General features: G+C 64.0%; 27 protein-coding genes. 10 read left to right on the top strand and 17 right to left on the bottom strand.

Features of this window, described 5'->3' with window-relative positions; translation table 11 throughout:
• Positions 1-326 precede the first annotated feature (326 nt).
• Entirely contained in the window at positions 327-1,517 is a 1,191-nt protein-coding gene (locus E2L06_RS02265) for a 3-dehydroquinate synthase II (RefSeq protein ID WP_138778210.1), read from the top strand.
• 15 nt (positions 1,518-1,532) lie between these two features.
• Here E2L06_RS02265 and E2L06_RS02260 read toward each other — a convergent pair whose 3' ends face one another.
• The 3 genes from E2L06_RS02260 to E2L06_RS02250 form a co-directional block, all read right to left on the bottom strand.
• Positions 1,533-1,964, bottom strand: a complete 432-nt coding sequence (locus tag E2L06_RS02260; protein ID WP_138778208.1) for a zinc ribbon domain-containing protein — start codon at positions 1,962-1,964, stop codon at positions 1,533-1,535.
• A 56-nt stretch (positions 1,965-2,020) separates the two neighbouring features.
• Complete coding sequence (locus tag E2L06_RS02255) at positions 2,021-2,695, bottom strand: type I 3-dehydroquinate dehydratase (protein WP_138778206.1); 675 nt, start codon at positions 2,693-2,695, stop codon at positions 2,021-2,023.
• Between the two features lie 69 nt (positions 2,696-2,764).
• Positions 2,765-3,745, bottom strand: a complete 981-nt coding sequence (locus E2L06_RS02250) for a transcription initiation factor IIB family protein (protein WP_138778204.1) — start codon at positions 3,743-3,745, stop codon at positions 2,765-2,767.
• 218 nt (positions 3,746-3,963) lie between these two features.
• On the opposite strand from E2L06_RS02250, the gene E2L06_RS02245 reads away from it, so the two are divergent.
• The 3 genes from E2L06_RS02245 (at position 3,964) to E2L06_RS02235 (ending at position 5,707) form a co-directional block, all read left to right on the top strand.
• A complete protein-coding gene (locus E2L06_RS02245; protein ID WP_138778202.1) occupies positions 3,964-4,488 on the top strand; it encodes a DUF84 family protein in 525 nt (174 codons plus the stop codon).
• Positions 4,489-4,712: 224 nt separating this feature from the next.
• The gene (locus E2L06_RS02240) at positions 4,713-4,934 is read left to right on the top strand and encodes a hypothetical protein (protein ID WP_138782478.1); all 222 of its coding nucleotides are present in this window, start codon (positions 4,713-4,715) and stop codon (positions 4,932-4,934) included.
• 110 nt (positions 4,935-5,044) lie between these two features.
• Positions 5,045-5,707 (top strand): HAD family hydrolase, encoded by a 663-nt coding sequence (locus tag E2L06_RS02235; RefSeq protein WP_138778200.1) that lies wholly within the window; start codon positions 5,045-5,047, stop codon positions 5,705-5,707.
• Positions 5,708-5,735: 28 nt separating this feature from the next.
• On the opposite strand, the gene E2L06_RS02230 is transcribed toward E2L06_RS02235, so the two are convergent.
• The 5 genes from E2L06_RS02230 to pyk all read right to left on the bottom strand — a co-directional run bounded on the left by E2L06_RS02230 (position 5,736) and on the right by pyk (position 10,858).
• The gene (locus tag E2L06_RS02230; RefSeq protein ID WP_138778198.1) at positions 5,736-6,353 is read right to left on the bottom strand and encodes a MarR family transcriptional regulator; all 618 of its coding nucleotides are present in this window, start codon (positions 6,351-6,353) and stop codon (positions 5,736-5,738) included.
• 331 nt (positions 6,354-6,684) lie between these two features.
• Positions 6,685-7,866, bottom strand: a complete 1,182-nt coding sequence (locus E2L06_RS02225; RefSeq protein ID WP_138778196.1) for an SPFH domain-containing protein — start codon at positions 7,864-7,866, stop codon at positions 6,685-6,687.
• 69 nt (positions 7,867-7,935) lie between these two features.
• On the bottom strand, positions 7,936-8,547 hold the full coding sequence (locus E2L06_RS02220; protein WP_138778194.1) for an NfeD family protein: 612 nt from the start codon (positions 8,545-8,547) through the stop codon (positions 7,936-7,938).
• A gap of 122 nt (positions 8,548-8,669) precedes the next feature.
• On the bottom strand, positions 8,670-9,011 hold the full coding sequence (locus tag E2L06_RS02215) for a hypothetical protein (protein WP_138778192.1): 342 nt from the start codon (positions 9,009-9,011) through the stop codon (positions 8,670-8,672).
• Positions 9,012-9,100: 89 nt separating this feature from the next.
• Entirely contained in the window at positions 9,101-10,858 is a 1,758-nt protein-coding gene (gene pyk / locus E2L06_RS02210) for a pyruvate kinase (RefSeq protein ID WP_138778190.1), read from the bottom strand.
• Between the two features lie 134 nt (positions 10,859-10,992).
• Between pyk and E2L06_RS02205 the strand changes: the two genes are divergently transcribed.
• On the top strand, positions 10,993-11,280 hold the full coding sequence (locus E2L06_RS02205; protein ID WP_138778188.1) for a GYD domain-containing protein: 288 nt from the start codon (positions 10,993-10,995) through the stop codon (positions 11,278-11,280).
• 1 nt (position 11,281) lies between these two features.
• On the opposite strand, the gene E2L06_RS02200 is transcribed toward E2L06_RS02205, so the two are convergent.
• The 4 genes from E2L06_RS02200 to mfnA all read right to left on the bottom strand — a co-directional run bounded on the left by E2L06_RS02200 (position 11,282) and on the right by mfnA (position 16,093).
• Positions 11,282-12,046 (bottom strand): TrkA family potassium uptake protein, encoded by a 765-nt coding sequence (locus tag E2L06_RS02200; RefSeq protein ID WP_138778186.1) that lies wholly within the window; start codon positions 12,044-12,046, stop codon positions 11,282-11,284.
• Positions 12,047-12,168: 122 nt separating this feature from the next.
• Positions 12,169-14,250, bottom strand: coding sequence for a methionine--tRNA ligase (gene metG, locus E2L06_RS02195; protein ID WP_138778184.1), 2,082 nt, complete (start codon positions 14,248-14,250; stop codon positions 12,169-12,171).
• Positions 14,251-14,441: 191 nt separating this feature from the next.
• Entirely contained in the window at positions 14,442-14,978 is a 537-nt protein-coding gene (locus E2L06_RS02190) for a hypothetical protein (protein ID WP_138778182.1), read from the bottom strand.
• 29 nt (positions 14,979-15,007) lie between these two features.
• Positions 15,008-16,093 carry a tyrosine decarboxylase MfnA gene (gene mfnA, locus E2L06_RS02185; protein ID WP_138778180.1) on the bottom strand — a complete coding sequence of 362 codons (1,086 nt, stop codon included), beginning with the start codon at positions 16,091-16,093 and terminating at the stop codon, positions 15,008-15,010.
• Positions 16,094-16,343: 250 nt separating this feature from the next.
• Between mfnA and gatD the strand changes: the two genes are divergently transcribed.
• From gatD to E2L06_RS02170, 3 genes are all read left to right on the top strand, one after another.
• On the top strand, positions 16,344-17,600 hold the full coding sequence (gene gatD / locus E2L06_RS02180; RefSeq protein ID WP_138778178.1) for a Glu-tRNA(Gln) amidotransferase subunit GatD: 1,257 nt from the start codon (positions 16,344-16,346) through the stop codon (positions 17,598-17,600).
• An 83-nt stretch (positions 17,601-17,683) separates the two neighbouring features.
• Entirely contained in the window at positions 17,684-17,863 is a 180-nt protein-coding gene (locus tag E2L06_RS02175) for a hypothetical protein (protein WP_138778176.1), read from the top strand.
• Between the two features lie 41 nt (positions 17,864-17,904).
• The gene (locus E2L06_RS02170; RefSeq protein ID WP_138778174.1) at positions 17,905-18,855 is read left to right on the top strand and encodes a GNAT family N-acetyltransferase; all 951 of its coding nucleotides are present in this window, start codon (positions 17,905-17,907) and stop codon (positions 18,853-18,855) included.
• On the opposite strand, the gene E2L06_RS02165 is transcribed toward E2L06_RS02170, so the two are convergent.
• The 4 genes from E2L06_RS02165 to E2L06_RS02150 all read right to left on the bottom strand — a co-directional run bounded on the left by E2L06_RS02165 (position 18,852) and on the right by E2L06_RS02150 (position 22,779).
• Positions 18,852-19,790: a M48 family metallopeptidase gene (locus E2L06_RS02165; protein ID WP_212750761.1), complete on the bottom strand. Its 939-nt coding sequence runs from the start codon at positions 19,788-19,790 to the stop codon at positions 18,852-18,854. The genes E2L06_RS02170 and E2L06_RS02165 overlap by 4 nt on opposite strands.
• Before the next feature lie 86 nt (positions 19,791-19,876).
• Positions 19,877-20,158: a ubiquitin-like small modifier protein 1 gene (locus E2L06_RS02160; RefSeq protein WP_138778172.1), complete on the bottom strand. Its 282-nt coding sequence runs from the start codon at positions 20,156-20,158 to the stop codon at positions 19,877-19,879.
• 31 nt (positions 20,159-20,189) lie between these two features.
• On the bottom strand, positions 20,190-21,452 hold the full coding sequence (locus tag E2L06_RS02155) for a TrkA C-terminal domain-containing protein (protein WP_138782476.1): 1,263 nt from the start codon (positions 21,450-21,452) through the stop codon (positions 20,190-20,192).
• A gap of 61 nt (positions 21,453-21,513) precedes the next feature.
• Entirely contained in the window at positions 21,514-22,779 is a 1,266-nt protein-coding gene (locus E2L06_RS02150; protein ID WP_138778170.1) for a potassium transporter TrkA, read from the bottom strand.
• Positions 22,780-22,935: 156 nt separating this feature from the next.
• On the opposite strand from E2L06_RS02150, the gene E2L06_RS02145 reads away from it, so the two are divergent.
• Positions 22,936-24,120 (top strand): NAD-binding protein, encoded by a 1,185-nt coding sequence (locus E2L06_RS02145; RefSeq protein WP_138778168.1) that lies wholly within the window; start codon positions 22,936-22,938, stop codon positions 24,118-24,120.
• 300 nt (positions 24,121-24,420) lie between these two features.
• On the opposite strand, the gene E2L06_RS02140 is transcribed toward E2L06_RS02145, so the two are convergent.
• Positions 24,421-25,626 carry a Cdc6/Cdc18 family protein gene (locus E2L06_RS02140; RefSeq protein ID WP_138778166.1) on the bottom strand — a complete coding sequence of 402 codons (1,206 nt, stop codon included), beginning with the start codon at positions 25,624-25,626 and terminating at the stop codon, positions 24,421-24,423.
• Positions 25,627-25,887: 261 nt separating this feature from the next.
• On the opposite strand from E2L06_RS02140, the gene E2L06_RS02135 reads away from it, so the two are divergent.
• Positions 25,888-26,523: an IS6 family transposase gene (locus E2L06_RS02135; protein ID WP_138778164.1), complete on the top strand. Its 636-nt coding sequence runs from the start codon at positions 25,888-25,890 to the stop codon at positions 26,521-26,523.
• Positions 26,524-26,529 lie beyond the last annotated feature (6 nt).

Here is a 26,529-nt window from a genome sequence, read left to right as displayed (position 1 = left end):
GCTGGTGTAAGAGAGCAGGCGTTCTCAACGTTTCGCCGACGATGTGATTGATTCGTCGCTGCTATCGTCAGCGCTATCAAGAACACCTCGAAAGCCCCTTTCAATCCCACCCGACGATAGTTTGTCCGGGTGGCTGAAACGCGCCGGTTGGTCGGATGGGGTTCGACACGAGCCGAGACGGCAGTTCCACAGCCAGTGATCCGTCGGCCGTCTGTGACGGTCGACCGACACCCGCTCTGCGGGTATCCGCTAGCGAAGGCTGTCGATCACTCGTCTTCCCTGCCCGATTCGCCACGTTCAAGCCGGTTCCCTTCGAGGGTCGATTTATGACGCGAACTGTCTGGGTAAAAGCCGACGACGCCGTCGGTGACTGGGACGACCGCCGGGCGCGGATCACCGCCGCACTCGAGGCGGGTGCAGACTGGGTACTGGTCGACGAGGACGACGTCGGGCGCGTCCGCGAACTCGGCGATATCAATGTGGCAGCGTTCCGGACCGACGGGGACGTGACGCTGGTCGACGACATCGACGACGCCGAAAGCGACGACGGGCCGTCCACACAGGCCGACGCCATCGTCGTCGGGAAAGACGGCGAGGGCGACGCGACGATCGATCTGCCCGAGGACTTTTCTGGCTCGGCAGACCTCTCGACGCTGCGCCGCGATGGCGACTTCGAGCGGGGTGCGTACGTCCGCATCCTCGGCAAGGAGTACGAGCACTTCGCCGAAACCGCTGCCGAGGAAGCCGACCACACGATCGTCGTCGGCGAAGACTGGACGATCATTCCCCTCGAGAACCTGATCGCCCGCATCGGCGAGGAGACCGACCTCGTCGCCGGCGTCACCAGCGCGGAAGAAGCGAAGACGGCCTTCGAAACCCTCGAGATCGGCTCCGACGCCGTCTTACTCGACTCGGACGACCCCGACGAGATCCGCAAGACCGTCGAGGTCCGCGACGAGGCCGCCCGCGAGAGCCTTGACCTTGAGTACGCCGAAGTGCTCGACGTCGAGCGGGCCGGCAGCGCCGACCGGGTCTGTGTCGATACCGGCAATCTGCTCGAGCACGACGAGGGGATGCTCGTCGGCTCGATGAGCCGCGGCCTGGTGTTCGTCCACGCGGAAACGGCCGAATCGCCGTACGTCGCCTCGCGCCCCTTCCGGGTCAACGCGGGCGCGGTCCACGCCTACATCCGCACGCCCGACGGCGGGACGAAGTACCTCGCAGGCCTGCAAAGCGGCGACGAGGTGCAAGTCGTCGACACCGACGGCAACACCCGCGAGGCAATCGTCGGCCGAGTCAAGATCGAACAGCGGCCGATGTTCCGGATCGCCCTCGAGACCGAAAGCGGCGACCGGGTCGAGACGCTACTCCAGAACGCCGAGACGATCAAAGTCGCCGCCAAAGAGGGGCGCAAAGCCGTGACTGATCTCGAAGCCGGTGACGAGATCATGCTGTACTACGAGGACACGGCCCGCCACTTCGGCGAGGCCGTCGACGAGAGTATCATCGAGAAGTAACGGTTCGGCTCTATCTTAGCTGTTTTTCTCCGGTTTGGGCGCATCGGACTCGAGTCGCGTCGTACACCAGTGACAGAACTCGAGGTCCGGATCGACGTCTTTCCCACATTCGGGACAGGTCGTCTCGTCCGCGTTCTCGTCGCCGCCGGATGGATAGCCGAATGCTCGAAAGGTCGCGTCGATCGTGGCAAACAGGGCGATAAACGAGAGGAAGAACTGTGCCATCGGATCGACATCCTCGGCCATGGCGGTCGCCTGTGTGATAGCCTCGTCGTAACTCGCCGGCTCGGCGGCCGCGAGCTGCTCGATCGGGAGCAAGAAGGCACTCGCCGCGAGGAACAGGCCAGCGAAAACGGCGGCGCGAAGCCAGTCACGAGAGAGGACGTGGCCCGCACCGGGCATGATCACCGACAGACCGGCAGCGAGGATCGCGCGGAGCCATGTCATTGTCGGCTAGTGGGGGACCGCTGCCCTTAACATTCCGATTTCGGCTGTTTTTCAGGTCACTCGAGATGTGCTACGAGCTCCGCGAGCGTCTCGAGGTCGTACTGCCCCGGCGCAGTCGCCTCTGCTGGATCGACAGGCGCATACCCGATCTTCGACCCGTACACCGGCGCGACCGCACGCGTGTGACTCCCGACTTCACCCATCGCCATCGTCGCGACGGTGTCTCCATGCGAGGTCAACTGCTCGGTCGCCGACAGCAACGCGAGCGTATCCGCTGTCGATTCGGCTGTCACCGCCAGCTTCGCCACGTCGGCGTACTTGCCTGCCTCGGTCAGCGTCCGCACGAGTTCCGTCCGGGGCGGCGTCCCCTCGAAGTCGTGGGCCGAGGCGACGATCGACACGTCGCGCTCGCGAGCCGTCTCGAGCACAGCCTCGGCTTCCCCCTCGAGAATCGACTCGAGTTCGATATCAATGGCCTCGACAGCCTTGAACGCAGTCGCCTCGGCCAGTGCCTCGAGTCGGCCCTCATTACTTGCTTCCCCCCCTTCCCATTCGGCCCGGTTCGTCGCGAGGATCGGTAACTCGCCGTCGTAGGCCTCGAGTGCTGCCAGCGGCTCGTCAGCTAGGTCCATTCGGAATTCGACCGCATCGGCGTGCTCGCGGGCCGCAGGTTCATCCGAGAGGTCCGCCGTCGCTGCTGTAAGTACGAACGAGTCGAAATCAAGTCCCATTGCTACCGACTGGGACCGAGCGCGATAAAAACGGTATCGTTCCGGCGACGTGTAGTTCGACAGCCGCGATTACGCCATTCCGATGGTCTCCTCGGCTTCGAGGAGCTCGTGGTACCGGTTGCGGATGGTGACTTCGGAGATGTCGGCGACGTCGGAGACGGCAGCCTGCGTCGTCTTTTCGTTGGTCAACAGTGCGGCGGCATAGACCGCGGCGGCCGCGAGGCCGACCGGCGACTTGCCGGAGTGGACGCCCTTCTCCTTGGCGTTCTGGAGCAGCGAGCGCGCGCGGTGTTCGGCTTCGTCCGAGAGCTCGAGCCCCGAGGCAAAGCGGGGAACGTAGCTTTCGGGGTCGGCCGGCTGGACCTCGAGACCGAGTTCGCGGACCACATAGCGGTAGGTGCGCGCGATCTCGTTTTTCTCGACGCGGGAGACGTCGGCGATCTCGTCGAGCGAGCGTGGGACGCCGGCCTGGCGGGCGGCAGCGTAGACACAGGCCGTCGAGACGCCCTCGATGGAGCGCCCCGGCAGCAGGTCTTCGTCGAGTGCGCGCCGGTAGATAACGCTGGCCGTCTCGCGGACGTTCGTCGGGAGGCCAAGCGCGGAGGCCATCCGGTCGATCTCGCCGAGTGCCTGTTTCAGGTTGCGCTCCTTGGAGTCGCGGGTGCGGAACCGCTCGTTCCATTTGCGCAGGCGCTGCATCTTCTCCCGTTGCCGGGATCCCAGTGAGTTGCCGTAGGCGTCTTTGTTGCGCCAGTCGATGTTCGTCGAGAGCCCCTTGTCGTGCATCGTGTTGGTCGTGGGCGCGCCCACGCGGGACTTCTCGTTTTTCTCGGCGGCGTCGAACGCACGCCACTCGGGACCGCGGTCGACCGAGTCCTCCTCGACGACCAGGCCACAGTCCTCACAGACCGTCTCACCGTGTTCGTCGTCGACGACGAGCTGGCCAGCACATTCGGGGCAGACCAGATCCTGATCTTCGCTTTCGGTCTCCTGTTCGTTCGTTTGGGGTTCGCTACGTCGTACTCTCGTGTTCGATGGTGCGTTAGTCATACGATGGCGATTGCTGGCCGGCCGAACCGATCGCAAAAGCCCGGACGGATCCGTTACCTCCCACGTTCAGACACTCGAGGGATAAGGGTTTCGAAATCTCAGCCAGATACCCCTCGAAAACGGGTAATTCGGGCAAAAGAGCATGATAAATAGAAACATTAAAGCAAAGTATCGACTCGAACCGGAGCCACCAACTGCCCGCCGTTCGAACGGCCGCTATGAAGCTTGCAGTCGGGAGCACGAACCCGGTCAAGATCGATGCAGTCGAGCGAACCCTCGAGCGATACGAGCCGACCGTCATCGCCGTCGACGTCGATTCCGGCGTGAGCGAACAGCCGTGGTCGATCGAGGAAACCGTCACCGGTGCCGAGACCCGCGCCCGGCGAGCGCTCGCGACGACCGACACCGATTACGGCATCGGCCTCGAGGGAGGTGTCGCCCGGCTCGAGGGCGTGCCGGGACTCTCGCTGATCATGTGGGGAGCCGTGACGGACGGCGATCGAACGGAACGAGGGAGCGGCCCGACACTTCGGCTCCCCGATAGCGTCACCGAGCGGCTTGAAGCCGGTGCGGAACTGGGACCGGTGATGGACGATCTGCTCGGAACCGAGGGCGTCGCCGAGTCCGAGGGAGCAGCAGGTGCGCTGACGGCTGGACTGACCGACCGAACCCGTGCGCTCGGCGAGGCGGTTGCATGCTCGGCTGGTGCCTTCTTTACAGAGTATTACGACAGCGACGACTGACAGCGTTCGCCGGTCGAAATCCCGAACCAACCCATGACCGAGAACCACCACGATCGGATGAATGTAAGCGAATAGAATGTTTTAACCGGCTGTACCAACGGCAGCTTTCCGGTCGATTATTCATCTCTTACTCACCGGTAAAACCGCATGACAGCGGCCAGTTAACTGTGCGTACCAAACCCCCTAAGGTCGATCCAGTCATCCACAGATGTATGAGCACTGCAATGGCCCCCGACCTCACGAGCAAACAACAGCGGATTCTGGAGTACCTCCGGAACAACGCGGCGACGAAGACGTACTTCAAATCCCGCCTCATCGGCAAGGAACTCGGGATGACGGCGAAAGAGGTCGGCTCGAACATCACCGCCCTGCAGGAGGGCGACTACGACGTCGACATCGAGAAGTGGGGATACTCCTCGAGTACCACCTGGAAAGTCGACGTTTAACGCCGCCCCGGCATCCGGTGCCATTTCAGCTCGTTTTTACCGATCGGTTCGGTCGCAGACGTCAAGCGACGCCGAACCCTCTTTTCGCTGCACCCCTTCCATCCGAACGGATGACGACGGTACTGTTCGACATGGATGGGGTTCTCCTCGAGGACCCACACACGGACCCGGAGGTATACGCCGACGCGGCCGACGCGGCCCTCGCCGAGCTGGGAGCCGAACCGACGCCGGCCCAGCGCCGCGACTTCAGAACCCACGCGTACGAACGGATTCGGACCCACTGCGAGGAGCTCGGGATTGATCCAGCGCGGTTCTGGAAACTGAAAGAAGCACACGCCTCGAGTGGCACACACGATCGCCTTCGATCGGGTGAGCGCGGCATCTACGAGGACGTCGACGCGATCCGTAAACTAACCGACCGAACCACGACCGGTCTCGTCACCAACAATCGCCACGAGACCGCCGAGTTCGTCGCGGAGTTCGTCGGGATCGATTTCGATATCGTTCGCGGACGCGATCCAACGCTCGCGGGCTACGAACGCCGCAAGCCCGATCCATACTACATCGAGGAGGCGCTGGCCGACCTTGGCGTCTCGGACGGACTCTACGTCGGTGACTCCCCGAAAGACATCGTCGCGGGACAGGCGGCGGGCCTCGAGACCGCGTTCCTCCGTCGGTCGCACAACCGCGAGCGAGAGTGCCCGCCGAACGCGACCTACGAACTCGAGTCACTACCCGAGGTGCTGTCAGTCATCGACGAGCCAGTACTGTAAGCAGATCTTACCGGCTGCTAACAGCATCTTAGCCGCGGTAGTCAAGTAACTGATCGGCGTTCCGGGCGAAGTTTCGTGCCCGCTCGCCGAAGGAGTCGGCGTGACCGACGACCAGCAACAACACCGTCTCCGGGCGCTCGACCGCATAGCCATCGTCCCGGGAGAGGAGGCCGGCCTCCTCGAGCTGGCCGGCGTACTTGCTCACTGTCGGGGCCGAGACGTCGAGCGCCTCGGCGAGGTCGCCAGCAGTGGCGTCAGGATTCGCCAGGAGTTCGATCAGCATCCCACGCGGAGTCTCCCGGCGCAGGTAGCCGAGCGCTCGTTTCTCAAAGTCGTCGAACCGACCGGCTGTGACGAAGCGTTTGTAGTCGCCGTCGCGATAGCGCTCGATCGCACCCACGTCCTCGAGCCGACGAAGGTGATGTTGGGTTTCGCCGGTGCCGAGCTGGAGGTCGTCGCGGATCTTCGAGAAGTGCGCACCGGGCGTCGTGGAGAGATAGCCCACGATCGCGTCGCGCGCGTCGCTTTCACCCGTTTCGGCCGCCGCCGAGCTCGATCGGCCAACCAGCGGGGAGGCGGCACCGAGAGCGGCAAACCGGCGGAGGGTCGCTCGTTTCTCGTCGTCGACCCCATCGGGTGCTGTCATTACTATCTATCGTTCAGCACGGCGCGCCCAGTAAAACCGGTTTCGCTCCGCTTTGTTCACTGAAAGCTACTAATTAGCTCTCAAATACCGTTCGAACACGTGATACAAAACGAGGTTGACTGCGGGCCAGCGGCGTCCGATAGTGCCGTGAGCTCGAAGGCGATGGGGTTCCAGCGAAAAGCGACTCCATACTGTCGGACAAAACGGACCACACATCGATCGCACTCGAGACGCTGTCGCCAGCGACGACAGGCTCAAGACACGATCGAGTGTTCGCGGACTGTTGTCCGACAGTATCAAAAGAGGTGGCGCTGACCGACCGAGACCGTCGTCAGTTGTTCGTCGCAGTATCCTCCGTGTCGTCGTTCGGCACGTCAGTGCCGCCGTCGGTCTGTCCCTGGAAGTCCTGATCCATTTCCTCGATGACCTCGTCCGGATCGGAGATCTCCGCAGGGTCTTTCCCTTCTTTGATCGCCTGGGCTTCCTGTTCCATCGCCTCGACGTCCATGTCCGCCTCCTGGTCGATCTCGCCGATGATCTCGGCGATGTCGTCGAGGCCGATCAGTTCGCGGGTCTCCTCGTCGAACTCGCGGCTCTCGAGTTCCGCGCCGTCGGCTTCGACATCGCTGCCCGAGAGGTGCTTGCCGTAGCGGCCGACCAGCGACGTGAGTTCCTGAGGCATGACGAACGTCGTCGACTCGCCCTGGCCGATGTCGCCGAGCGTTTCCATCCCCTTGTCGATGATCGCGCGTTCGCCCATCGACTCCGCGGAGCGTGCACGCAGCACGGTCGAGATCGAGTCACCCTGTGCTTCCAGGATCTGACTCTGTTTCTCACCCTGGGCGCGGATGATCTCGCTCTGTTTGTCACCCTCCGCTTTCTCGACGGCGCTGCGGCGTTCACCCTGGGCCTCGAGAATCATGGCACGGCGTTTCCGCTCGGCGGAGGTCTGTTGTTCCATCGCGCGCTGGACGTCTTTCGAAGGGTTGACCTCGCGGACCTCGACCGATTCGACACGGATCCCCCACTCGTCGGTGGGTTCGTCGAGTTCCTCGCGGATGCGGGCGTTGATCTCTTGGCGTTTGTTCAGCGTGTCGTCGAGTTCCATGTCACCCAGCACGGCGCGCAGGGTCGTCTGGGCGAGATTGGAAACGGCGCGCTTGTAGTCGTCGACCTGGAGGAATGCCTTCTTGGCGTCCATCACCTTGATGTAGACGACGGCGTCGGCGGTCACCGGCGAGTTGTCTCGCGTGATCGCTTCCTGCCGGGGGACGTCAAGCGTCTGTGTCCGCATGTCGAACCGGTAGGTATTCGAGACGAACGGCGGGACGAAGTTGATCCCCGGTTCTAAGAGCTTGCGGTACTCACCGAAGACCGTGAGGGCGCGTTTCTCGTAGGCGTCGACGATCTCGATCGCGCTCAGCAACGCGGCTACGACGAGAACGAGGACGAGGGCACCGACGAGCAACAGAGCAGTGCCGGCGGTTTGTAGTGGAACCAATGGGATCTCCATATTTCGGAGTTACGACGGTGGGGAGAAAAGCGTTCCCTTGTTTCGTCAACATATGTATGTGTCTCTCACTCAGTGGTCCGATCGTTCCGTCTCGGTTTCGGTCTCCCACTCGCCGTCGACGCTGTCAGTTCGCTCGACATCGGATCGGTCGGTGGAATCGGACTCGGACGACTCGTCCATGCGTGCGAGCGCTCGATCGATCTCGTCTTCGCCGAGTGCATCGAGCGATTCGACCGTCAGCACGTTCCCGCCACCGGGGTCGAGGACGATGACCTCTTTGCCTTCTTCGATCGTCCCGTCGGTCGTCCGCGCGCTGTAGTAGGGCGCGAATCCGCCACCCTCGAGTTTGACCTCGCCGTCGCGGCTCGTGACGGTCTCGGTGACGTAGCCCGTTCGGCCGGCGAGCGAGTCCGAGTCCGTCGTCCGGGCCGTCCCTTTCCCGCCGTAGAAGTCGAACTCCCGGTAGACGTAGGCCGCTGCGAGCCCGATGACGAGCGTCAGCGCGGCCAAAATGAACGGGCTCGCTGCGGGCGGGAAGACCATGCCCACGAGGCCAGCACCGACCAGCGCGATCCCGATGACGATGAGGTGGGCACCGGGCGACATGGCCTCGAGGACCATCAACACGAGCCCCGCAACGAGTAACAACAGCGGGATGTTCCCCACGAGGGATTCGACCATATGCGGGGGTTAGGCCTTGTGCCGATTAAATGTTTACCGCACGGAAGAAGTGAGATAATCGGTCGAACGGCGGACAGGCCCATGAATGGGACAGTCCGATCTCGGGACGAGCCGACGACAGTTCACCCAAGCGGGAGCATGAGGAGTCGAGCGATGACGAGCACCATCGCGATCACACCTAGCAGGACGAACAACGCGTTCTCGAGGTCCGGGTCGCCGGGTTCGATCGGCGTCGAGCTGGCTTCGGGTGTATACCCGTCCGACTCGGTCACGGTCGCGGTCGTGTCATCGTCCTCGTCGCCTGCACCGGAGAGATCGAGCGGGATCCGATCGTCCTCGTCGGCTCGCTCGACGCGATCGGGCGGGCTCGAGTCGCCTGCCGGTCCGCTGTCCGGGTTCGCCGTCGACGACTCGCTCCATCGATCGTCGGCGTCGTCGCCGGGTCCGGACGGCTCGTTTGCCATACGCGGCTATACTGGCCCGGGCGTCAAAAACCCGCGGTCCGGCCTGCCGACGACGTGAACGCAGGGAGGACCGGTAGTGGCCAACAGTATCAGGCTCGCTCGTGTCGGTCCCCGATGTCGCCGCCGTAGACGACGCCGTGTTCGGCGTCGAGAGTGACCGGTTCGCCGTCCGTCAGTGCCGAGACGTCGGCATCGCTGAGCATCGGAATCCCCAGTTCGCGTGCAACCAGCGCCGGATAGCCGGTCATGCCCCGCTCGGCGTTGACGATGCCACCAAGGCGGCTCGTCTCGCCCGAAAACTCCTCGTCGAAGTCAACAGGCAGTGCGACGATAGCCCCGTCGGGCACCGCCGAGAGATCGCCGTCCGACAGGTGGACGACCGGGCCGGTCGCCCGCCCCTCGACGACGACCTGGCCGGTCGTCAGCGTGTCGGCTGCGACGTGGACTTTCAGCATGTTCGTCGTGTTCGCCCCCTCGAGTTCGGTCATCATCCCACAGAGGACGACGACGGTATCACCGCTTTCGGCAACGCCGGCGTCAAGGGCGGCTTGGACGGCGTTTTCGACGACGGCGTCGGCCCCCTGCCCCGAGACATCGGCGTACAGCGGCGTCACGCCCCAGCTCAGCGCGAGCTGGCGGCGCACCGCCTGGCTTGGCGTCGAGGCGACGACCGGGACGCCGGGGCGGTACTTGGCCGTCTTCAGCGCTGTGTAGCCGGACTCGGTCGCGGCCACAACGGCGTCCGCGTCGATGTCCCGCGCCAGAAAGCGCGCCGAGCGCGCGAGGGCGTCGGTCCGCGCCTCGCCGGAGGCAGGAACCCGCTGCTCGAGTAACTCGGCGTACTCGTTGGATTCTTCCACCTGGCGGACGATGCTGTCCATCACGCCGACGACGGCCACGGGGTGGTCGCCGACGGCGGTCTCGGCCGAGAGCATGACCCCGTCGGTGCCGTCGAGGACGGCGTTGGCGACGTCCGAGGCTTCCGCGCGCGTCGGTCGGCGAGCCGTGACCATCGAGTCGAGCATCTCTGTTGCCGTAATAACCGGGCGTCCCGCCTCGCGGCAGGTACGGATGATCCGTTTCTGGATCATCGGGACGTCCTCCATCGGGCACTCGACGCCGAGGTCGCCGCGTGCGACCATCACGCCGTAGGCGGCGTCGATGATTTCGTCCATGTTCTCGACCGCGCCGGCGCGTTCGATCTTCGCGATGATCGGGATGTCCGCCCCCAGATCCTCGAGCACCTCACCGACCTCGTAGACGTCCTCGGCGTCCCGGACGAAACTCGCCGCGACGAAGTCGACGCCCTTCTCGGCTGCGAGCTCGAGGTCTGCCCGATCCGACTCCGTGACGACATCTAGGTCGAGTTCGACGCCGGGGACGTTGACCCCCTTGCGGCCGCCCAGTTCGCCGCCGGTGTCGACGTGAGCGTGAACCCCGTCGGCGTCGGTCTCGAGGACGGTCGTCTCGATCAAGCCATCATCGAGCAGGACGCGGTCGCCTGGCTCGACGGCGTCGATCGGCAGCGAGAGCCCGACCGTCTCCGGGGTTGCCTCGTCGCCGTCGACGAACCGGATTTCGGAGTCAGTCTCGAGCGTCACCGTCTCGCCCTCGGGCAGCGGTGCGGTCCGGATCTCCGGGCCCTTCGTGTCGAGCATGACCGCGACGGGTTCGGCTCGCTCCTCGTCGACGGCGCGGACGTGATCGATCAGTGCTGCGCGATCCTCGCGAGTCCCGTGGCTCGCGTTCAGACGTGCGACGGACATTCCGGCCGCGGCGAGTTCCCGGATCGTCTCCCGGTCGTTCGACGCTGGCCCTAGCGTACAGACGATCTTCGCGTTTCTCATATCGAGAGCTACCGCCAGCACCCTCTAAAAGATGGTCACTTACTCGCGTTCGAGTAGCTGTCTTCGCCCCGTCGACCGGCGCCCCGTCGTCTGCCACGCCAACCGTTTTTTGCGGATCGCCCCTCCGACCCGACATGCCAACCTACGCGACGCTCGTCAATCTCGACGACCGCGACGTCCAGAACGCACAGGAACTCGCCTCGATCTGGGGCGAGATCAGAACGGAGTTCGAAGCGCACGGCGCGAAACTTCACGACTCCTATGCGGCCCTCGGCGGGTTCGACTTCCTCGTCGTCTTCGAGACCGACGACGACGAGGCAGCGTTCAAATCGGCGTTGACGCTCCACCGCCACGGTCTCGAGGGCGAGACGATGGAGGTCGTCCCGACCGAAGACTTCTCCCAGGTCGTCGACGAAGTGTGATTCAATCCGCCGGTCGCTCGAGCAGCCGGGTCACGCGCTCGCCGCTGACGACTTCGGGGATGATGACTTCGTCGGCACCGGCTTCCTTCGCGACCGACTCGTACATCTCCTCGCCGACGCGAACGAGGACTTCGGGTGCATCGGTCGCCGTCCCGCTGACGACCGCGATCTGGATGTTGACGTTCGAGTCGTCGATCGCGGCGACGAGTTTCGTCGCCCGCTCGACGCCCGCCGCTCGCAGCGTCTGTTCCTGTCTGGCGTCGCCCTCGACGAGGAGATGACCGTCCGTTCGGACGCGTTCCGCGGTGTCCTCGTCGCTCTCGATGACGACGACCGTTCGGCCCGCCTCGGCGAGCCGGTCGGCGATCGTTCGTCCGAACATGCCGTATCCACAAACGATAACGTGCTCGTCGCTGTCGTCGATTCGTCGTTGCATGGTTGCTCGTGATACCTCCGTTGGAATCCGCCCCCCGAACATCTCGGTGACGACCGTTTCGCCGATCCACAGCCCCGAGAGGACGAGGCCGGCCGTCACCGCGATGGCGTAGGCTTTCGTCGCTCGCTCGGGACCGGCGTGCTCCTGGAAGTGCAGGTCGATACTCGTCAGATCGACCAGCCAGAACGTCGCTTCGAGGGGACCGACACCGCCGAGAGCCGAGAAGCCGACGATGCCGGCGACGACGACCGTGGCGAAACAGCCGATCGGGATCAGCGCCCGTCGCAGGACCGGCCGCCCTGCGAGGTGGGAAACGAATCCTCGGTGCACAACTGACCCATGACAACATCCCGCATATATCTGTCCGTTGGCGCAAACGTTGGTCGAACCGATGGTCCAGAAAACCTCGGGTTCGAGTTATACCACCGTGAAAATTGACGAATAGCCAGTCGTTACTGGATCTTCTCGCCGAGCGCGGCGTCGCCGTGAGTCGTCAGCAGGTCCGCCTCGTCGCCTGCCGCAAGAATCATGCCATTAGATTCGACGCCGAACAGTTCCGCGGGTTCCATGTTCGCGAGCAGCACGCACCGCGTCCCCGGCAGTTCCTCGAGGTCGTGCAGTTGCTTGATCCCCGCGACGACCTGTCGGGTCTCGAAACCGATGTCGACCTCGAGTCGCGCGAGGTCGTCGGCTCCCTCGATGCCCTCGGCCTCCTCGATTCGGCCGACGCGGATGTCCAGTTCCTGAAAGTCCTCGAATCCGATCCGGTCCTCGAGCAGCGGCTCGAGGTCGTCCGTGGCTGTCATAGCGTCGGATTCGTCCCCGTCGGTGTCGTCGCTTTCGGTTTCGTCCTCGTCGGCAGCGGCGGCTTCGACGCGTTCCTCGAGCTTTTCGGTGAGTTCCTCGACGCGCTCGTCTTCGATCTTCCCGAAGAGTTCACCGGGTTCCTCGAAGGTTGCCGGTGGGGCCGCGAGTGCCTCGTCAAGGTGGGCATCGGCGATATCGCCATCCTCACCGATCTGTGTCCACAGGGCCTGTGACTTGTCCGGCGTGATCGGCTCGAGGACGACGGCGACGGCCTTTGCGATCTGGACGCAGTCGCGGATGACCTGTGCGGCCTTCTCGGGCTCGTCGTCGGTGAGCTTCCAGGGCTCGTTGCGCTGGATGTACTCGTTGCCGAACTGGGCGAGCTGGGTCGCGGCTTGGCCGACCCCGCGCATGGAGTAGTCATTGACGTGCTCGCGAACGTCGGCGATCGCCTCCTCGATGCGCTCTTCGACCTCCGCGGAGACGTCCGCGTCGGGGGTGCCCTCGTAGTTGCGGTAGGCAAACAGCAGCGAGCGGTACCAGAAGTTGCCCACGGTGCCGACGAGTTCGCCGTTGACCGTCTCCTGGAAGGCCTCCCACGAGAAGTCGACGTCCTGCTGGAGCCCACCGGTGGTCGTCAGGTAGTAGCGCAGCAGGTCGGGATGGAACCCTTCATCGAGGTACTCCTTCGCCCAGATCGCCCGATTACGGCTGGTCGAGAGGCCCTTGCCGTTGATCGTGATGAATCCGGTCGCGGCGATCCCGCGCGGTTTGTTGTAGCCCGCGCCCTCGAGCATCGCCGGCCAGAAGATCGTGTGGTGCTGGATGATGTCCCGGCCGATGACGTGCATGATCTCGCCGTCACCTTTCCAGACCTGCTCCCAGTCGAAATCGTCGGTGCGCTCGGCGTACTGTTTCGTACTCGAGATGTACTCGATCGGCGCGTCGACCCAGACGTAGAGGACCAGATCGTCACCGTCCTCGCCGGGGTAGTCAATCCCCCAGTCCATGTCGCGGGTGATACACCAGTCTTGCAGACCGTCTTCGATCCACTGACGGGGCTGGTTGCGTGCGTTCGAGGTTCCCTCGAGGTCGTCCAAGAAGTCGGTGAGGAAGTCGGCGAACTCCGATACCTCGAAGAACTTGTGGGTTCGCTCGCGATACTCCGCAGGGTTGCCCGTGATCGTACTCGTCGGGTCTTCGACCTCGCCCGGTTCTAAGTGGCGCTGGCAGCCCTCGTCACACTCGTCGCCGCGGGCTTTTGCGCCACAGTAGGGACAGGTCCCCTCGACGTAGCGGTCGGGTAGGTACTGGTCGGCGTCGGGATCGTAGGCGACCTGAATCTCCTTCTCGTAGACGTAGCCTTCCTTGTCCAGCGTGCGGACGATCTCCTGGGTCGTCTCGACGTTGGTCGCGTCGTGGGTGTGGCCGTAGTTGTCGAAGTCGACGTTGAACTGCGGGAACGTCTCCTCGTACTGGTGGTGCCACTCGAGTGCGAAGTCTTCGGGCTCGACGCCCTCCTGTTCGGCGTTGACGGCGACCGGCGTGCCGTGCATGTCCGATCCGCAGACGTAGATCGAGTCCTGGCCAAGCGTCTGCAGTGCGCGGTTGAACGCGTCCGCCCCGATGTACCCCCGCAGGTGACCGATGTGCAGGTCGCCGTTGGCGTAGGGCAACCCGCAGGTCACGACGGCGGGTTCGTCCGTCGGAAACTCGTCGTTGCTCATGGTCGTCACGTTGCGCTGCCGGGCGTAAAACCCGCCGGTTTCGATCGTCCGACCGGCCGCTCCCGTTTCGATACCCCGTCACACGACGTGCAGTCCCACCTACCGAGCGATGAAAAGCAGCGAGTAGCGACACTACTGGCTCGAGTAGCGAGATAAACCAAGGAGCAGCATTAGCGCTGGTTTCAGATCGCTTATTCGTCGCTCCAGCGAAGCAGGCGATCTTTCCGGTGCTCGAGTTCTCGAAGTGACCCAGCAACCGTTTCGTCTGCATCTGACGCCCTGAGCGCCGCTATGACGGTTTCAAGTAACGCTGCAATAGCTTCGGAGAGCGTCGCCAGTCGGATTCGATATCGATGGTCTCCTATCGGATCTCCGTCGAGCGTTTCCATCGTCAGTAGTCGTTCCGAGTCAACACGCTCGATTTCCCACTGGATGTACGTACAGCCGCTATCCCCACAGGAACAGTAGAACGGAGTCGTCCGAACGCGGTTCTCTGTGACTGTGCTGTCAACCATCTGTTGCATCGCCGTGGCGGTCTTTGACATCTCGAACGTTGCGGGGAGTTTGTTCCCGTATCCCAGTTCGCGTCCGTTTAGGCACAGATGTAGCCGTCCGACGACTCCAGCATCGTACAATCGAGTCCCCCGCCGATAATCCGTGCCAGCCTCGATATACGTCACCTCCTCCGCTTCGAACTGAAGCGAGTCGATTACCGTTTCGTCGGTCACAGTCTCTCTGTTCTGACCGTATTTGTCACTCAATCGTCGCTCGCCACGGGCACGCTCGCACGCACCTCGAGCCGATCGAGATCGCCGACGAACGACGCCAGCATCTCACGGGTGACGTGGGGCATACAGACGACACGTAGCTCACCGGTTGCGGTCCGGGAAATCCGCCACCCCTTCGCTCGTAAGGCGTCGAACGTCGACCGGGGTACGTCGGCTGCCACCAGCGGCAGCGTGGGGTCAGCGACCCGGTAGCCGCGTTTCTCCAGGGCGTCGGCGAGCCACTCGGCGTTGTTCTGTGACCGGATGTACTGGCTGCGATAGCCGGTGGGCCAGAGTTCTTCGATCGCCGCGACGGCGCTTGCGACCCCGGCACCCGATCGGGTGCCCGTCAGCGTCGCCTGCGAGGTCGACTCGAGATAGGGCGTGTCGACGGCGAGTTCATCGAGCAGTTCCGGCGAACGCACGAGCAACCCGCCCGAGGGCACCGCGGCCTGGCCCATCTTGTGGGGGTCGATCGTCATCGTGTCGACGGCGGCGTGGCCGAAGTGCCACTCGTAGTTAGTAAAGGGAAGAACAAACCCGCCCCATGCGGCGTCGACGTGGAGCATGGCATCAATCGACTGGGCGATCTCGCCGAGTGCTGGAATCGGGTCGACGCGGCCGTACTCGGTGGTCCCCGCGACGCCGATCACGAGCGCCGTGTCGGCATCGACGCTGGCGCGGACGGCCTCGAGATCAGCCCGGTGCTGGTCGTCGGTCGGAACGATCCGGAGTTCGACACCGAGTAAGTCGGCGGCTTTCTGGAAGCTGAAATGGCCCGATTCGGGCATGACGACGTTCGGCGTCCGACTGTCGGTCCGCTCGCGAGCGATGCGGACGGCCTGAATGTTGGCCTCCGTCCCGCCGCTGGTGACGTAGCCTGCCGGGTCGTCCAGACCCGCGATCTCGCCTAACAGGCTGATCGCGTCGTCCTCGAGTGCCGAGACGTTGGGATACGTGCCTGGGTCACCGGGATTCGTCGCGAGAAACCGCTCGGCCGCGTCGCGCGCCGCCGGGTGGGGTTCCGTACACATCGACGAGAGAACCCGGTCGAACGCTTGCGGCTCGATTTGCATATCACGTATGTAAACGGTCGTCGGTTTATTTGTTGCGTTTGACGACGTTTCTCGACGGCAGCCGGTTTGACACCGCTGCGGACTGGACGTTCGGTGAGGAACGAGAGCCATCACGGGCCAGCACTGCACGTCCGATCGCATGACAGCACGCCGATCAATGTCTCGCAGTTGGTGTGGAACCACCCTGACGGTGGCAGCTCACGCCCATCGAAAGCGTGCCTTCAAGTCCGCCGCCGCGCAACGCCTCCCTATGAACCCAGGCGACCGCGTCCGCGTCGACCGCGCGGATCGCACGTACGAAGGCGTGTTGCTCCCTTCGAGCACGGACGAACACCTCGTGGTGAAACTCGAGGGCGGCTACAACGTCGGCGTCGATCGCGACGGTGCCGACGTCGACGTCCTCGCGGAGGACGTCTACGAGATCGACGGGACGGACTCGACGGGTCCCGACGAGGAGAGCAGTTCCGAAATCGAGTTCGACGACGACCTGCCGACGATCTCGCTGATTTCGACTGGCGGGACGATCGCCTCGACGGTCGACTACCGCACCGGCGCGGTGACCGCACAGTTCGACGCCGAGGACGTCCTGCGCGCCGTTCCCGACCTCGCAGGCCGGGCGAACTATCGCGGCCGCGTCGTCGCCAACATCCTCTCGGAAAACATGGAGCCGCCGATGTGGCAGGAGCTCGCACAGGTCGTCGCCGAGGAGATCGAGGCCGGTGCCGACGGCGTCGTCGTCATGCACGGCACCGACACGATGCAGTACTCCGCGTCGGCGCTGTCCTTTATGCTCGAGACGCCGGTCCCGATCGTCTTTACGGGCTCGCAGCGCTCGGCGGATCGACCGTCCTCCGACAACGTCATGAACGCCGTCTCGGCCGTCGAGGCCGCCAAAAGCGACTGCGCGGAGGTCATGGTCTGTATGCACGCGTCCGAATCGGACGATCGCTGTGCGCTCCACCGCGGCACTCGCGTGCGAAAGAATCATACATCGCGTCGGGACGCCTTCGAGACCGTCGGCGCGAAGCCGCTTGGCGAAGTCGACTACGAGACCGAGGAGATCACGTTCCATCGCGACTACCAGCAACGCGGCGAGGCCGACCTCGCGATCGACGCCGACCTCGAGGACGACGTCGAACTCGTCAAATTCACGCCCGGGATGGATCCCGCGTTCCTCGATGTCGTCGAGGGCAGCGAGGGCCTGACCGTCGAGGGCACCGGCCTCGGCCACGTCCACACCGATCTCATCCCGCGGCTCGCGGAACTGATCGCGGACGGCACGACGGTCGTTATGACCAGCCAGTGTCTCGAGGGCCGGGTCTGTGACCGGGTCTACGACACGGGTCGGGACCTGCTCGAGGCGGGCGTCATCGAAGCCGGCGATACGTTGCCGGGGACGGCCAAGGTCAAGCTGATGTGGGCGCTCGCGAACAGCGAGGACGTCGAAGAGGCAATGAGCACGTCGCTTGCGGGCGAGCTTCAGGAACGATCGGTTCCCTGGGAGTAAGATCGGCTGCCGGCCGACCGTGCGGACAGTTGGAAACCCTATTCTGAGCTATACTTTTGGGCATGGCCGCTGAGTGTCCGCGTATGATCCGTGGCGTTCTCTCGCGACTCCGTGAGTGGATTGCCGTCGAGAACCCCGAAGAACGAATCGACGGGTCCGGTGAGGCGATCGTTTCGCCCCAGCATCGACGGTCGCTCGAGGTAGAACGCGAACTGGACCGGCTCGATGACGTCACCAATAGCGACCGGCACAGGGAGCGATAATGGACCGGTTTCGAGCGACCCCGTGAGGTGTTTCGACAGTCATGCCACCAGATTCAGACGCCGACGCGGCGATCGAAATCCGGCGCGCGACCCACGACGATTACGATGCCGTCGCCGCCTTCACGGGTGACATCTGGGTCGATCGCGGCGGCGACTACATCCCACAGGTCTACCACGAGTGGCTCGAGGACGGGCCCGGCCAGGGCAAGAAGACCTTCCTCGCGGAGGTCGACGGCGAGGCCGCGGGCATCGTGCAGGCCGTCATGCTCTCGCCGGACGAGGCCTGGTTCCAGGGAATGCGCGTCGCGGCCGACTACCGCCGCCAGGGCGTGAGCCGCCGGCTGAACGAAGCGACATTCGCGTGGGCCCGCGAACAGGGTGCGACCGTCGGCCGGGTCATGATCTTCTCGTGGAACGCCACCTCGCTGGGCGCGGCACGCGCCAGCGGGTTCGCACCGATCACCGAGTTCCGGTTTGCTCACCCGGAGCCCGATCCGACCGCCGATGGCCCACACCGAGTCTCGAGCGATCCCACAAGCGCGTGGCGCTACTGGACTCACAGCGAGGCCCGCGATCACCTGCACGGCCTGGGACTGGCGCCCGGAGAGAGCTGGGCGATGCGAGAGCTCACGCACGCCGATTTCGAGCGGTTAGCCGACGAGACGGCCGTCTTCGCCGTCGAGAGCGACACCGGTCTAGCGGGGACGGCCTACCGGTCGCGAACGTACGACAGCACAGTCGGGACCGACGACTCGAGCGAGTCGAAGACGTGGGCCGAGTACGGCGTCGCCGCGTGGGACGATGTCGACGCGGCCCGCTCGCTGTTGGCGGCGATCGCCCGCGACGGCGCCGCCTGCGGAGCCGACGCCACGCGCGTGCTGATCCCCGAAACCGCCCGCCACGTCACCGACGTGCCGCTCGTGGGGGCGGATATCGCCGAGGAACCGGACTTCGTGCTCGGAATCGATCTCACGGCGGAGTCGTCGGCTTAGTCCGCTGCCAGCCGTCGTAATCGCTCGATGCGACGCTCCGTCGCGGGATGGGTCGCAAAGAGGCCACCACCGCCATCACGCTCCGGGTCCAGCGTCGGGAGGACGGACATCGCGTCGACGGACCGGGCGTGTGTTCGCAGGTCCGCGGGCGGCCGGTCCGCAGTCGCCGAATCGAGGCGCTCGAGCGCTGCGGCGAGTGCACCCGGCTCACCGGTGGCGGCGACGGCCGCTCGGTCGGCAGCGAACTCGCGACCGCGAGAGAACAGCCCGACGCCGAGGGTCGAACTCCCGAGGAGCAGCCGCCCGAGCATCACCCAGGGAATGTCTCGCGGATCGCCGTCCTCCTTGTCCATCTCATCGTGGAACTCCTCGGCGGCGATCAGTGGCACGAGCGACCATGTCATCAACTGCTGGTCGCCGTTGGCGAGGTGTGCGAGTTCGTGGGCGATCACCGCCTCGAGTTCCGCGTCGGGAAGTGACTCAAGCAAGCCACTGGAAACGACGAGAACCGTCTCACCGTCGCGTCTCGTCGTGCACGCGATCGGCGTCCTCGCGTGATGGTGACGAAGTTGTGGCACTGGCAGATCGAACTGGGCCGCGACCCGAGCGGTCGTCGACGCGACCCGCTCGGTGTCGACGGGTGCGAGGTCGATCGGCACCGTCTCGCGGAGCAGCCGAGCACGGCCCTGCCGGACCGCTTCACGCACGTCGCCGATCCAGATGCGCAGCATCAGCGCGCCCCCGAGGAGCAGTATCGCGACGAACGCCTTTAGACCGGGATCGACGACGAGGTCGACTACGCTGAGGACGAGTCCGCCAACCACCAGCCCGCCCAGTATCGCGGTGACAAGCCCTACGACGACGAGCGTTCCGAGACCCATCACAGCCGCACCGACTGCACGACCCGCGAGGCTGACCGTCGTTCGAAGTCGCACGGCTACTTGTTTCGAACGGATACAATTAAGAAATTCGACTGGTTTCGCGCCGCCGTCGCTGTCGGTTGCTCGATCCGACTCGAGCGTCACCCACCACTGACCGGCGGAAACAGCGCCAGTTCGTCGTCGCCCTCGAGTTCCGTGTCCAGCCCCTCTTCCTCGACTAAGACGTTCGTGCCGTTGCGAAGGACGTTGATCTGTGATCGCAACTCGCCGTCCTCGAGCACGCGATCCTCGAGCGTCGGTTTCGTCTCGAGCAGTGCCTCGAAAGCATCACCGACGGTGTCACCGGCCGCAGCGTCGACGGTTACGTGTTTGTCCCCCGCGCGTTCCGCGAGGTCTGCGAACAGTTTCCACTCCGTTGGCATACGTGGCGCTATCGCTGCTGGCGGCAAGTAGCTACCGCTCCCCCGATCGGCCGGGTTTCGAATCGTGTTCGTGTCCCGTGGCCGCCCCACCAGCGTGGGGTGTGGCTCGGCCCTGCTCGGCCGTGTCGCCCGCTGACGGTTCGACTAGCGTTCGGTCGGTCACCCGCCGGAGCGCGGCCGGCCTGCCGAGCACGTAGGCGACGTCGCCGGCTGCGAGCTGGACGTCGTCGGCCGGCAGCGGCAGGTGTTTTTCGTCGTCACCCGCGCGCTCGAGGGCGACCACGAGAAGCGGCAACGCGCCGACTGGGTGGCCGGTCAGCGGGTCGTCCGGCGCGATGGCAATCGCCGTCACCGTCTCGTCGGCCGCCCGGAGCAGGGAAACGAGTTCTCGCTCGGCACCGGGACTACCCGGCAGTGTCGTGAGGCGATACGCTCGGTTGGGTTCGAGGTCGCGCGCGTCGGCGGCGTCGACGGCGACCGTCGCGACGTCGTCGACGGCGGCTCGCAGTTCGCCGCCGGCGACCAGCCGAGCGGTCCCGCCCTCGTCGCGGGTCCAGATCTGAACTGCGTCACCAGGGCTGGCATCGGCTGCGGGATCGGCCTCAAGCGCGACGGCGACGGTCCCGGGAGCAAGCGTCGGGCCGATCCCCGCCGGCCGGCTCCCGACTGCGAGGTATTCGATCGTCCCCTCCGCAGTGAGGTCGACGTCGACGTGACCGACGCCGAAGTCGCGCTCGAGGCGGGCTGCCAGCCGGTCGCGCAACCCCTCGACGGTGAGCCGGCGGGGGAAGAGCAACGTTTCCCCCGCGAGGTCGTCTTTGACCGACTCGTCGACGGGGTCGTAGCCGTCGATGTCCGCGATTTCGTCGGGGAGTTCGACGGTGACGACGCGGCCGGCCGAGCGGACGAGTTGGCTGACCTCGGTGAACGTCCGCGGCGTCGCCATCATGAAGACGTCTCGTGCGAGGTAGTCGCCCAGCCGGCGGCCACCGTCGGCGGCGATCGCGCTGGCGACGAACACCGTGACGGTGTAGACGGCAGTGCCGGGTTCGGTCAGTCCGGTGTTTCCGATGATCGCCTGCTGGAGTGCCGTCTGGGTGTTGAGCCAGAGCGCGACGACCGTGACGCCGACGAGGATGGCGACGCCGTCGGGGATCCCGTCCCCGCTGTACCATCGGTAAGTGACCGCCGTGCCGGCCGCGGCGCCGGCCGCGAGCAGGACGAACCCGACGATGCGGAGGACCGCCGTCAGCAGCGTCTCCGTCGGGATCGCCTGGGCGGGGACGGGGTCGATCACGGGCGCTCACCCCCGTAGTCGTCACGGGCCTCGGCAGCGTCGTCGGAGAGCGGCTGACTCATCGCGCGACCGCCTCCACGAAGGCGTCGATCGCGTCGTCGGGTCCCGCGACGAACGCCTCGTCGCCGGCCTCGAGCGGGCGTTCGATACCCGGACCGAACACCCAGCCGTGGCGGCGGCCACCGGTCTCGCTACCCTGTCGTCGTACGGCGAGAACCCGAACCGCCGTCGCCGACGTGGGCGGCTCGTCGGCCGTCTCGCCGTCCGTACCGCCAGTACCGACGGTCAGCCGACGGACGGCGTACCCCTCGCGTTTGAGCAGGGCGAACGCCTCGAACTCGCGGCTCGTCCCTCGCGAGCGGACAACGAGTCCCAGCGACTCGGCCTCGAGAAGTGGCTCGACGTCCCGTCGAGCGACGGCGATGGTCACGCGGCCGGGGCCGCCGGCGGTCGCCGTGGTCGGTCTCGATGTCGGGATGGCATCGGCTGTCGGGTCGCCCCCGTCGGTCGCCAGTTCGTCGTCCGGGGACTTCTCGGGAACGGGGACCGCGGCGCGCTCGTCGTCGATCTCGGTCCGGACGCTCAGTACCGTCCCGGTGATCGAGCGGTCACCGACTCGGGCGGTTACCTCGTCGCCGCGGGCGAGGCCCGTCGGGACGACCGTCGCAACCGAAACGGCACGGTGGCCCGTCGAGAGCCGTCTCGAGAGGCTGCCGGAGGGCGGTGCCGCCGCGATCGTCGCGCGGGCCCGCTCGTCGAGTGTGACGTCGACGTCCGCGAGATCGTGTTCGGTTCGCAATCGTTCCTCGAGCCGTGCCTCGAGTTCCGAGAGGGGGAGGTCGGCGGGGAGCCGCCACGAGCCGGCTTTGAGTCGCCCGCGGAGGTCGGGCGACAGCGGCGGGTACCCCTCCATGTCGCGGATTTCGCCGGTCGGCCGGACCGTGACCTGGCCGACCGAGCCGACGAGTTCGACCACGTCGGCCGAGAGGGTGCGCTGTCGGATGGAGGTCAGCGAGAGCCGGCGGGGGAGTTCGGCGCCGAGTTTGTCGCCCTGGTTGTGGGCGTAGAGCGCGAGCATGAGCACGACTAGCACTGCGACCAGTAGCCGCGGTGATTGGGCGATCGTGGGTTCGACGAGGCCGAGCAGCCCGCCCTGCACGCTGGCGATCGACAGCGCGAGGACGACGACACCGAACCCGGGCAGCGTGACGCCGGTGAAGTACCGGACGAGAAAGCCCAGTGAGCCAGCGACGAAGGCAGGGACGATACCGGTCAGGAGCCCGAGGTAGAGGCCAAGCAGGAGTTCGACCGGAAGTGATGGCATTGTGGGCTGGTGGCGCGGGACGGGTAAAGTAGCATCGGCGGACGGCAGGTATCCGTCTCCGCTCGAGGTCGTCGATCGAACTCCGCTGTGGCTGACGCCGACACTGGCAGACGCGAGACGGAGACGTTTAACTAATACCACCGCCGAGCGGTGTGTATGGCCGACGACCAGTCGCTGCGAGCGCGGCTGCCGGAGAACTGGCGGCGAGTGCTGACGACGCGAGCGACCGTGATCCTCGTCCTGCTGGTCGCGCTGCTCTCGGTCGCCACCGCAGTCATCAACATCTGGACCCCGAACCCGGGGCCGCTCCACGGGTACGTTCCCGACGCGATCCAAAGCGCCGCCGCGTTCACCGGGGCGCTCACCGGGTTCATGATGGTCGGCAGCGCGCTCGCCCTCCGACGCGGGCTCCGCGCCGGCTGGTGGGCGACGCTGCTGTTGCTCCCGCTGACCGCTGCACAGGGGTTCCTCCAGTCGAGCCAGTACTCGTTTCCCCTGGTCGTCCTTTCTGTCGTGTCGATTCCGGCCCTCCTGTTGACTCGCACCCGGTTCGACAAACCGCTCGCGCTGACGACGACACAGATCGCGGCCGGCGCGGCGCTGGTCGGCGTCCAGCTGTACGGCACCATCGGCGGCTACGCCCTTCGGGACCACTTCGACGGGATCACCAACATCCTCGATGCGTTCTACTTTACGCTGATCACCTCGAGTACGGTCGGCTACGGCGACGTGACGCCGAATCCGGCGTCGGTGGAGGCGATGTTGTTTACGATGTCCGTGCTCATCCTCGGCGTCGCAAGTTTCGGTATCGCCATCGGGGCGCTCGTCGGCCCCCTGATCCAAGATCGAATCTCGAGAACACTCGGAAAGATGACCGAATCACAACTCCAACTCCTAGACGAGCACCTCCTCGTGCTCGGCTACGGCGAACTGACGGAACCGATCGTCGACGAACTCGCAGACACCGGCCACGAGTTCGTCGTCGTCACCAACGACCAGGAGGCCGCGACGGCACTCACGAATCGAGACATGCCGGTTATTAACGGCGATCCAAGCGACGAGGACCCGCTTCGCCGCGCGAAGATCAACCGTGCAGCAGCAATCCTCGTCGCCACGAACCACGACGCCGAGGACGCGCTGGCCATCCTCACCGCGCGCCAACTCGCCCCCGGGGCCAGGATCGTCGCCGCCGCGACCGACCGCGAGAACAGCAAGAAACTCAAGCGCGCCGGCGCGGACGCGGTCATCAGTCCTGCACAACTGGGCGGCCACCTGCTCGTGCGCTCGGCACTCGGCAGCGACGAGAGCGGTCTGATCGATCGGATCCTCGAGAGCGAGTAGGGTGTTTCATAGAACCTCTCTCTGTCTCTTCGTCACTGGGAGAGCGAGCCAGCCACCCCTCGCACCGAGTGAGTGGGACGGGCTGCTGTACCGACATCCCGGTGGGACCGCCGGACGGTCGCAGGTGCACCGACACTGACGACCAGTAGTCCGTATGAGATGCTATAGTAGCCACTGATCGTCACTGCACACCCGATCGCACGACTACTGTGCGATCAGTGTGTAAGTCGTTTCAGTTGTTACTATAGGTCGGCGATTCTGGCACCAGCGAGGGGACCACTGACATTTCAGTTCGGGGTATCAAGGACTACGATCAGCGTTGAGGGCATTGAACACGATGTCCGGATCACGCATCAGCCGATGAACGAGATAACTCCCCTCACGATCGCCGCCACCGGTATGCTCGCTTTCAGTAATCCCGAGGAACGCTTGTTCTTTGAGGAGCCGTCTAACTCGATCGTGTGACAGCGGGTCCGATCCCTCCTGTGTCGCGATCGTCGTGTAGAGATCGTATATTTTCGCGGTCCGGAACTGTTTCTTCTCCTCCGAAGCGGTCAGTGCAGCAAGCGCTCGTAAGATGTACTTCACGTGTGGTGTCTGTCCACTCACGAGGCGATGGAATCGGTTGACTTCTGCCTGGGTGATGGCTTCATCGACGTGCGCGTCAGTTACCTGCCCGTCGCCGTTCTTCTCCGCGAGACGGCCTGCTTCGTAGAACGTCTCGACGGCTTTGCGTGCATCACCATGTTCTCGAGCTGCAAGCGCTGCCGTCTTCGGAATGACCTCGTCCGAGAGGACATCAGGTTTGAACGCGTCTTTCCGGTTTTCAAGGATTGCGCGTAATTGTTTTGCGCCGTATGGATCGAACACGAGTTCGTTATCCTGCAAACTCGAATCCACGCGCTCGTTCAACCGTTCTCGATACTCTATCTTATTACTGATACAGATAACGCCGATAAACGTGTCTGATTTCCCACTCTCACGCGCTCTCGACAAGCTTCGAAGCAGATCTTCGTTCTCGAGCTTATCGATTTCGTCGAGGATGACGACGAGTGAGTCAACCGCGTGATTAGAAAGCAAGTCCCACGTGATATCACGATAATCCACCGCACTCAAGCCTGTTTGCGGGATAGACTCACCTGCCTCGAGATTCTCGTTCAGTTCCCGGGCTAATTCACGGCTTGCTTGCGTTTCCGTCTGATAATCCGAGCAATCTACATACGCATATTCAAGAGCAGTGCCATTGTTAGCGGCTCGTCTGGATGCTTGACGTGTGACGCATCTCGAGACGAGAGATTTCCCGGTTCCTGTTTTCCCGTAGATGATCGTCGTTTCTGGCGGTCCACCTTCGGTTGCAGCAGCAAGCGCACTCCCGACCGATCGGATTTCTTCGTCACGGCCCACAACACGGTCGAGTTCAGGAACGTGACCGACACGAACTAACTCTCGGTTCGCAAAAATATCACCCGTGTCAAATATATCAGTCAATTCCCCATTCTCTGCCATGGACCGAGATTACGTTCCAGGGAATTAAACGCACCGAACCTGATGCTGACTGAGATTCGGAATTCGAGTCCGAGAGATCCTATTGAGGGAATACAACGTTCCTTAATAAGGATAGCCGATAGCAGCCCCACCCCTCGTACCGAGTGAGCATCAGGTCTACGTGGTGCCTAATTCATACGTAGTATATAAACACTCCGTAGGGAGAGAGGGCGGTGTTCAGATAAGGATGAAGGATGAGGCGGTTCGTTTTCTGAGTGATCTATGCCCGAAAACGACCGCCTCAATGGTTGTTTAGACGAGATCAACTTAGAGTTTGTTGAACGAGAAGCGACACCGCGATTGCTGATGAAGCTCAGTATTCAGCTGCATCTCGCGGGACTCTCGCTTTCGAATACTGTCTCTATTCTTGAGATATTCGGTGTCGAACGCGCTCGGTCCACCGTTCACAATTGGGTTCACAAGGCCGATCTACAGCCCGAATCTGATCGGTGTCCGGATCACGTTGCGGTTGACGAGACTGTGATCCAACTGAATAATGAGCAGTATTGGCTGTACGCCGCAGTCGATCCCAAGACAAGCGAATTGCTCCATACAAAGCTTGAGCCGACAACAACGAAGGTTCTTGCTCATTCGTTTCTTACGGAACTCTCCGAGAAACACGACGTCTCCGACGCCGTGTTTCTCGTCGATGGATCGCATTCGTTACAAGATGCATGTCAGCGTCACGGCTTCGATTTCAGATACGAGAAACATGGAAATCGGAATGCTGTTGAACGTGTCTTTCGAGAGATAAAACGACGAACTCTCTGTTTCTCAAACTGCTTTAGCAATGCCGAAGCAGAAACTGCCGACGACTGGCTCAGATCGTTCAGCTTCGCATGGAATCAGCTTATCTGAACACTA

The organism is Haloterrigena sp. H1, assembly GCF_005938085.1.
In the GTDB taxonomy this organism is placed as follows: domain Archaea; phylum Halobacteriota; class Halobacteria; order Halobacteriales; family Natrialbaceae; genus Natrinema.
The sequence above is the reverse complement of the archived record's forward strand: the minus strand, read 5'-3'. Positions and strand labels throughout refer to the sequence as shown.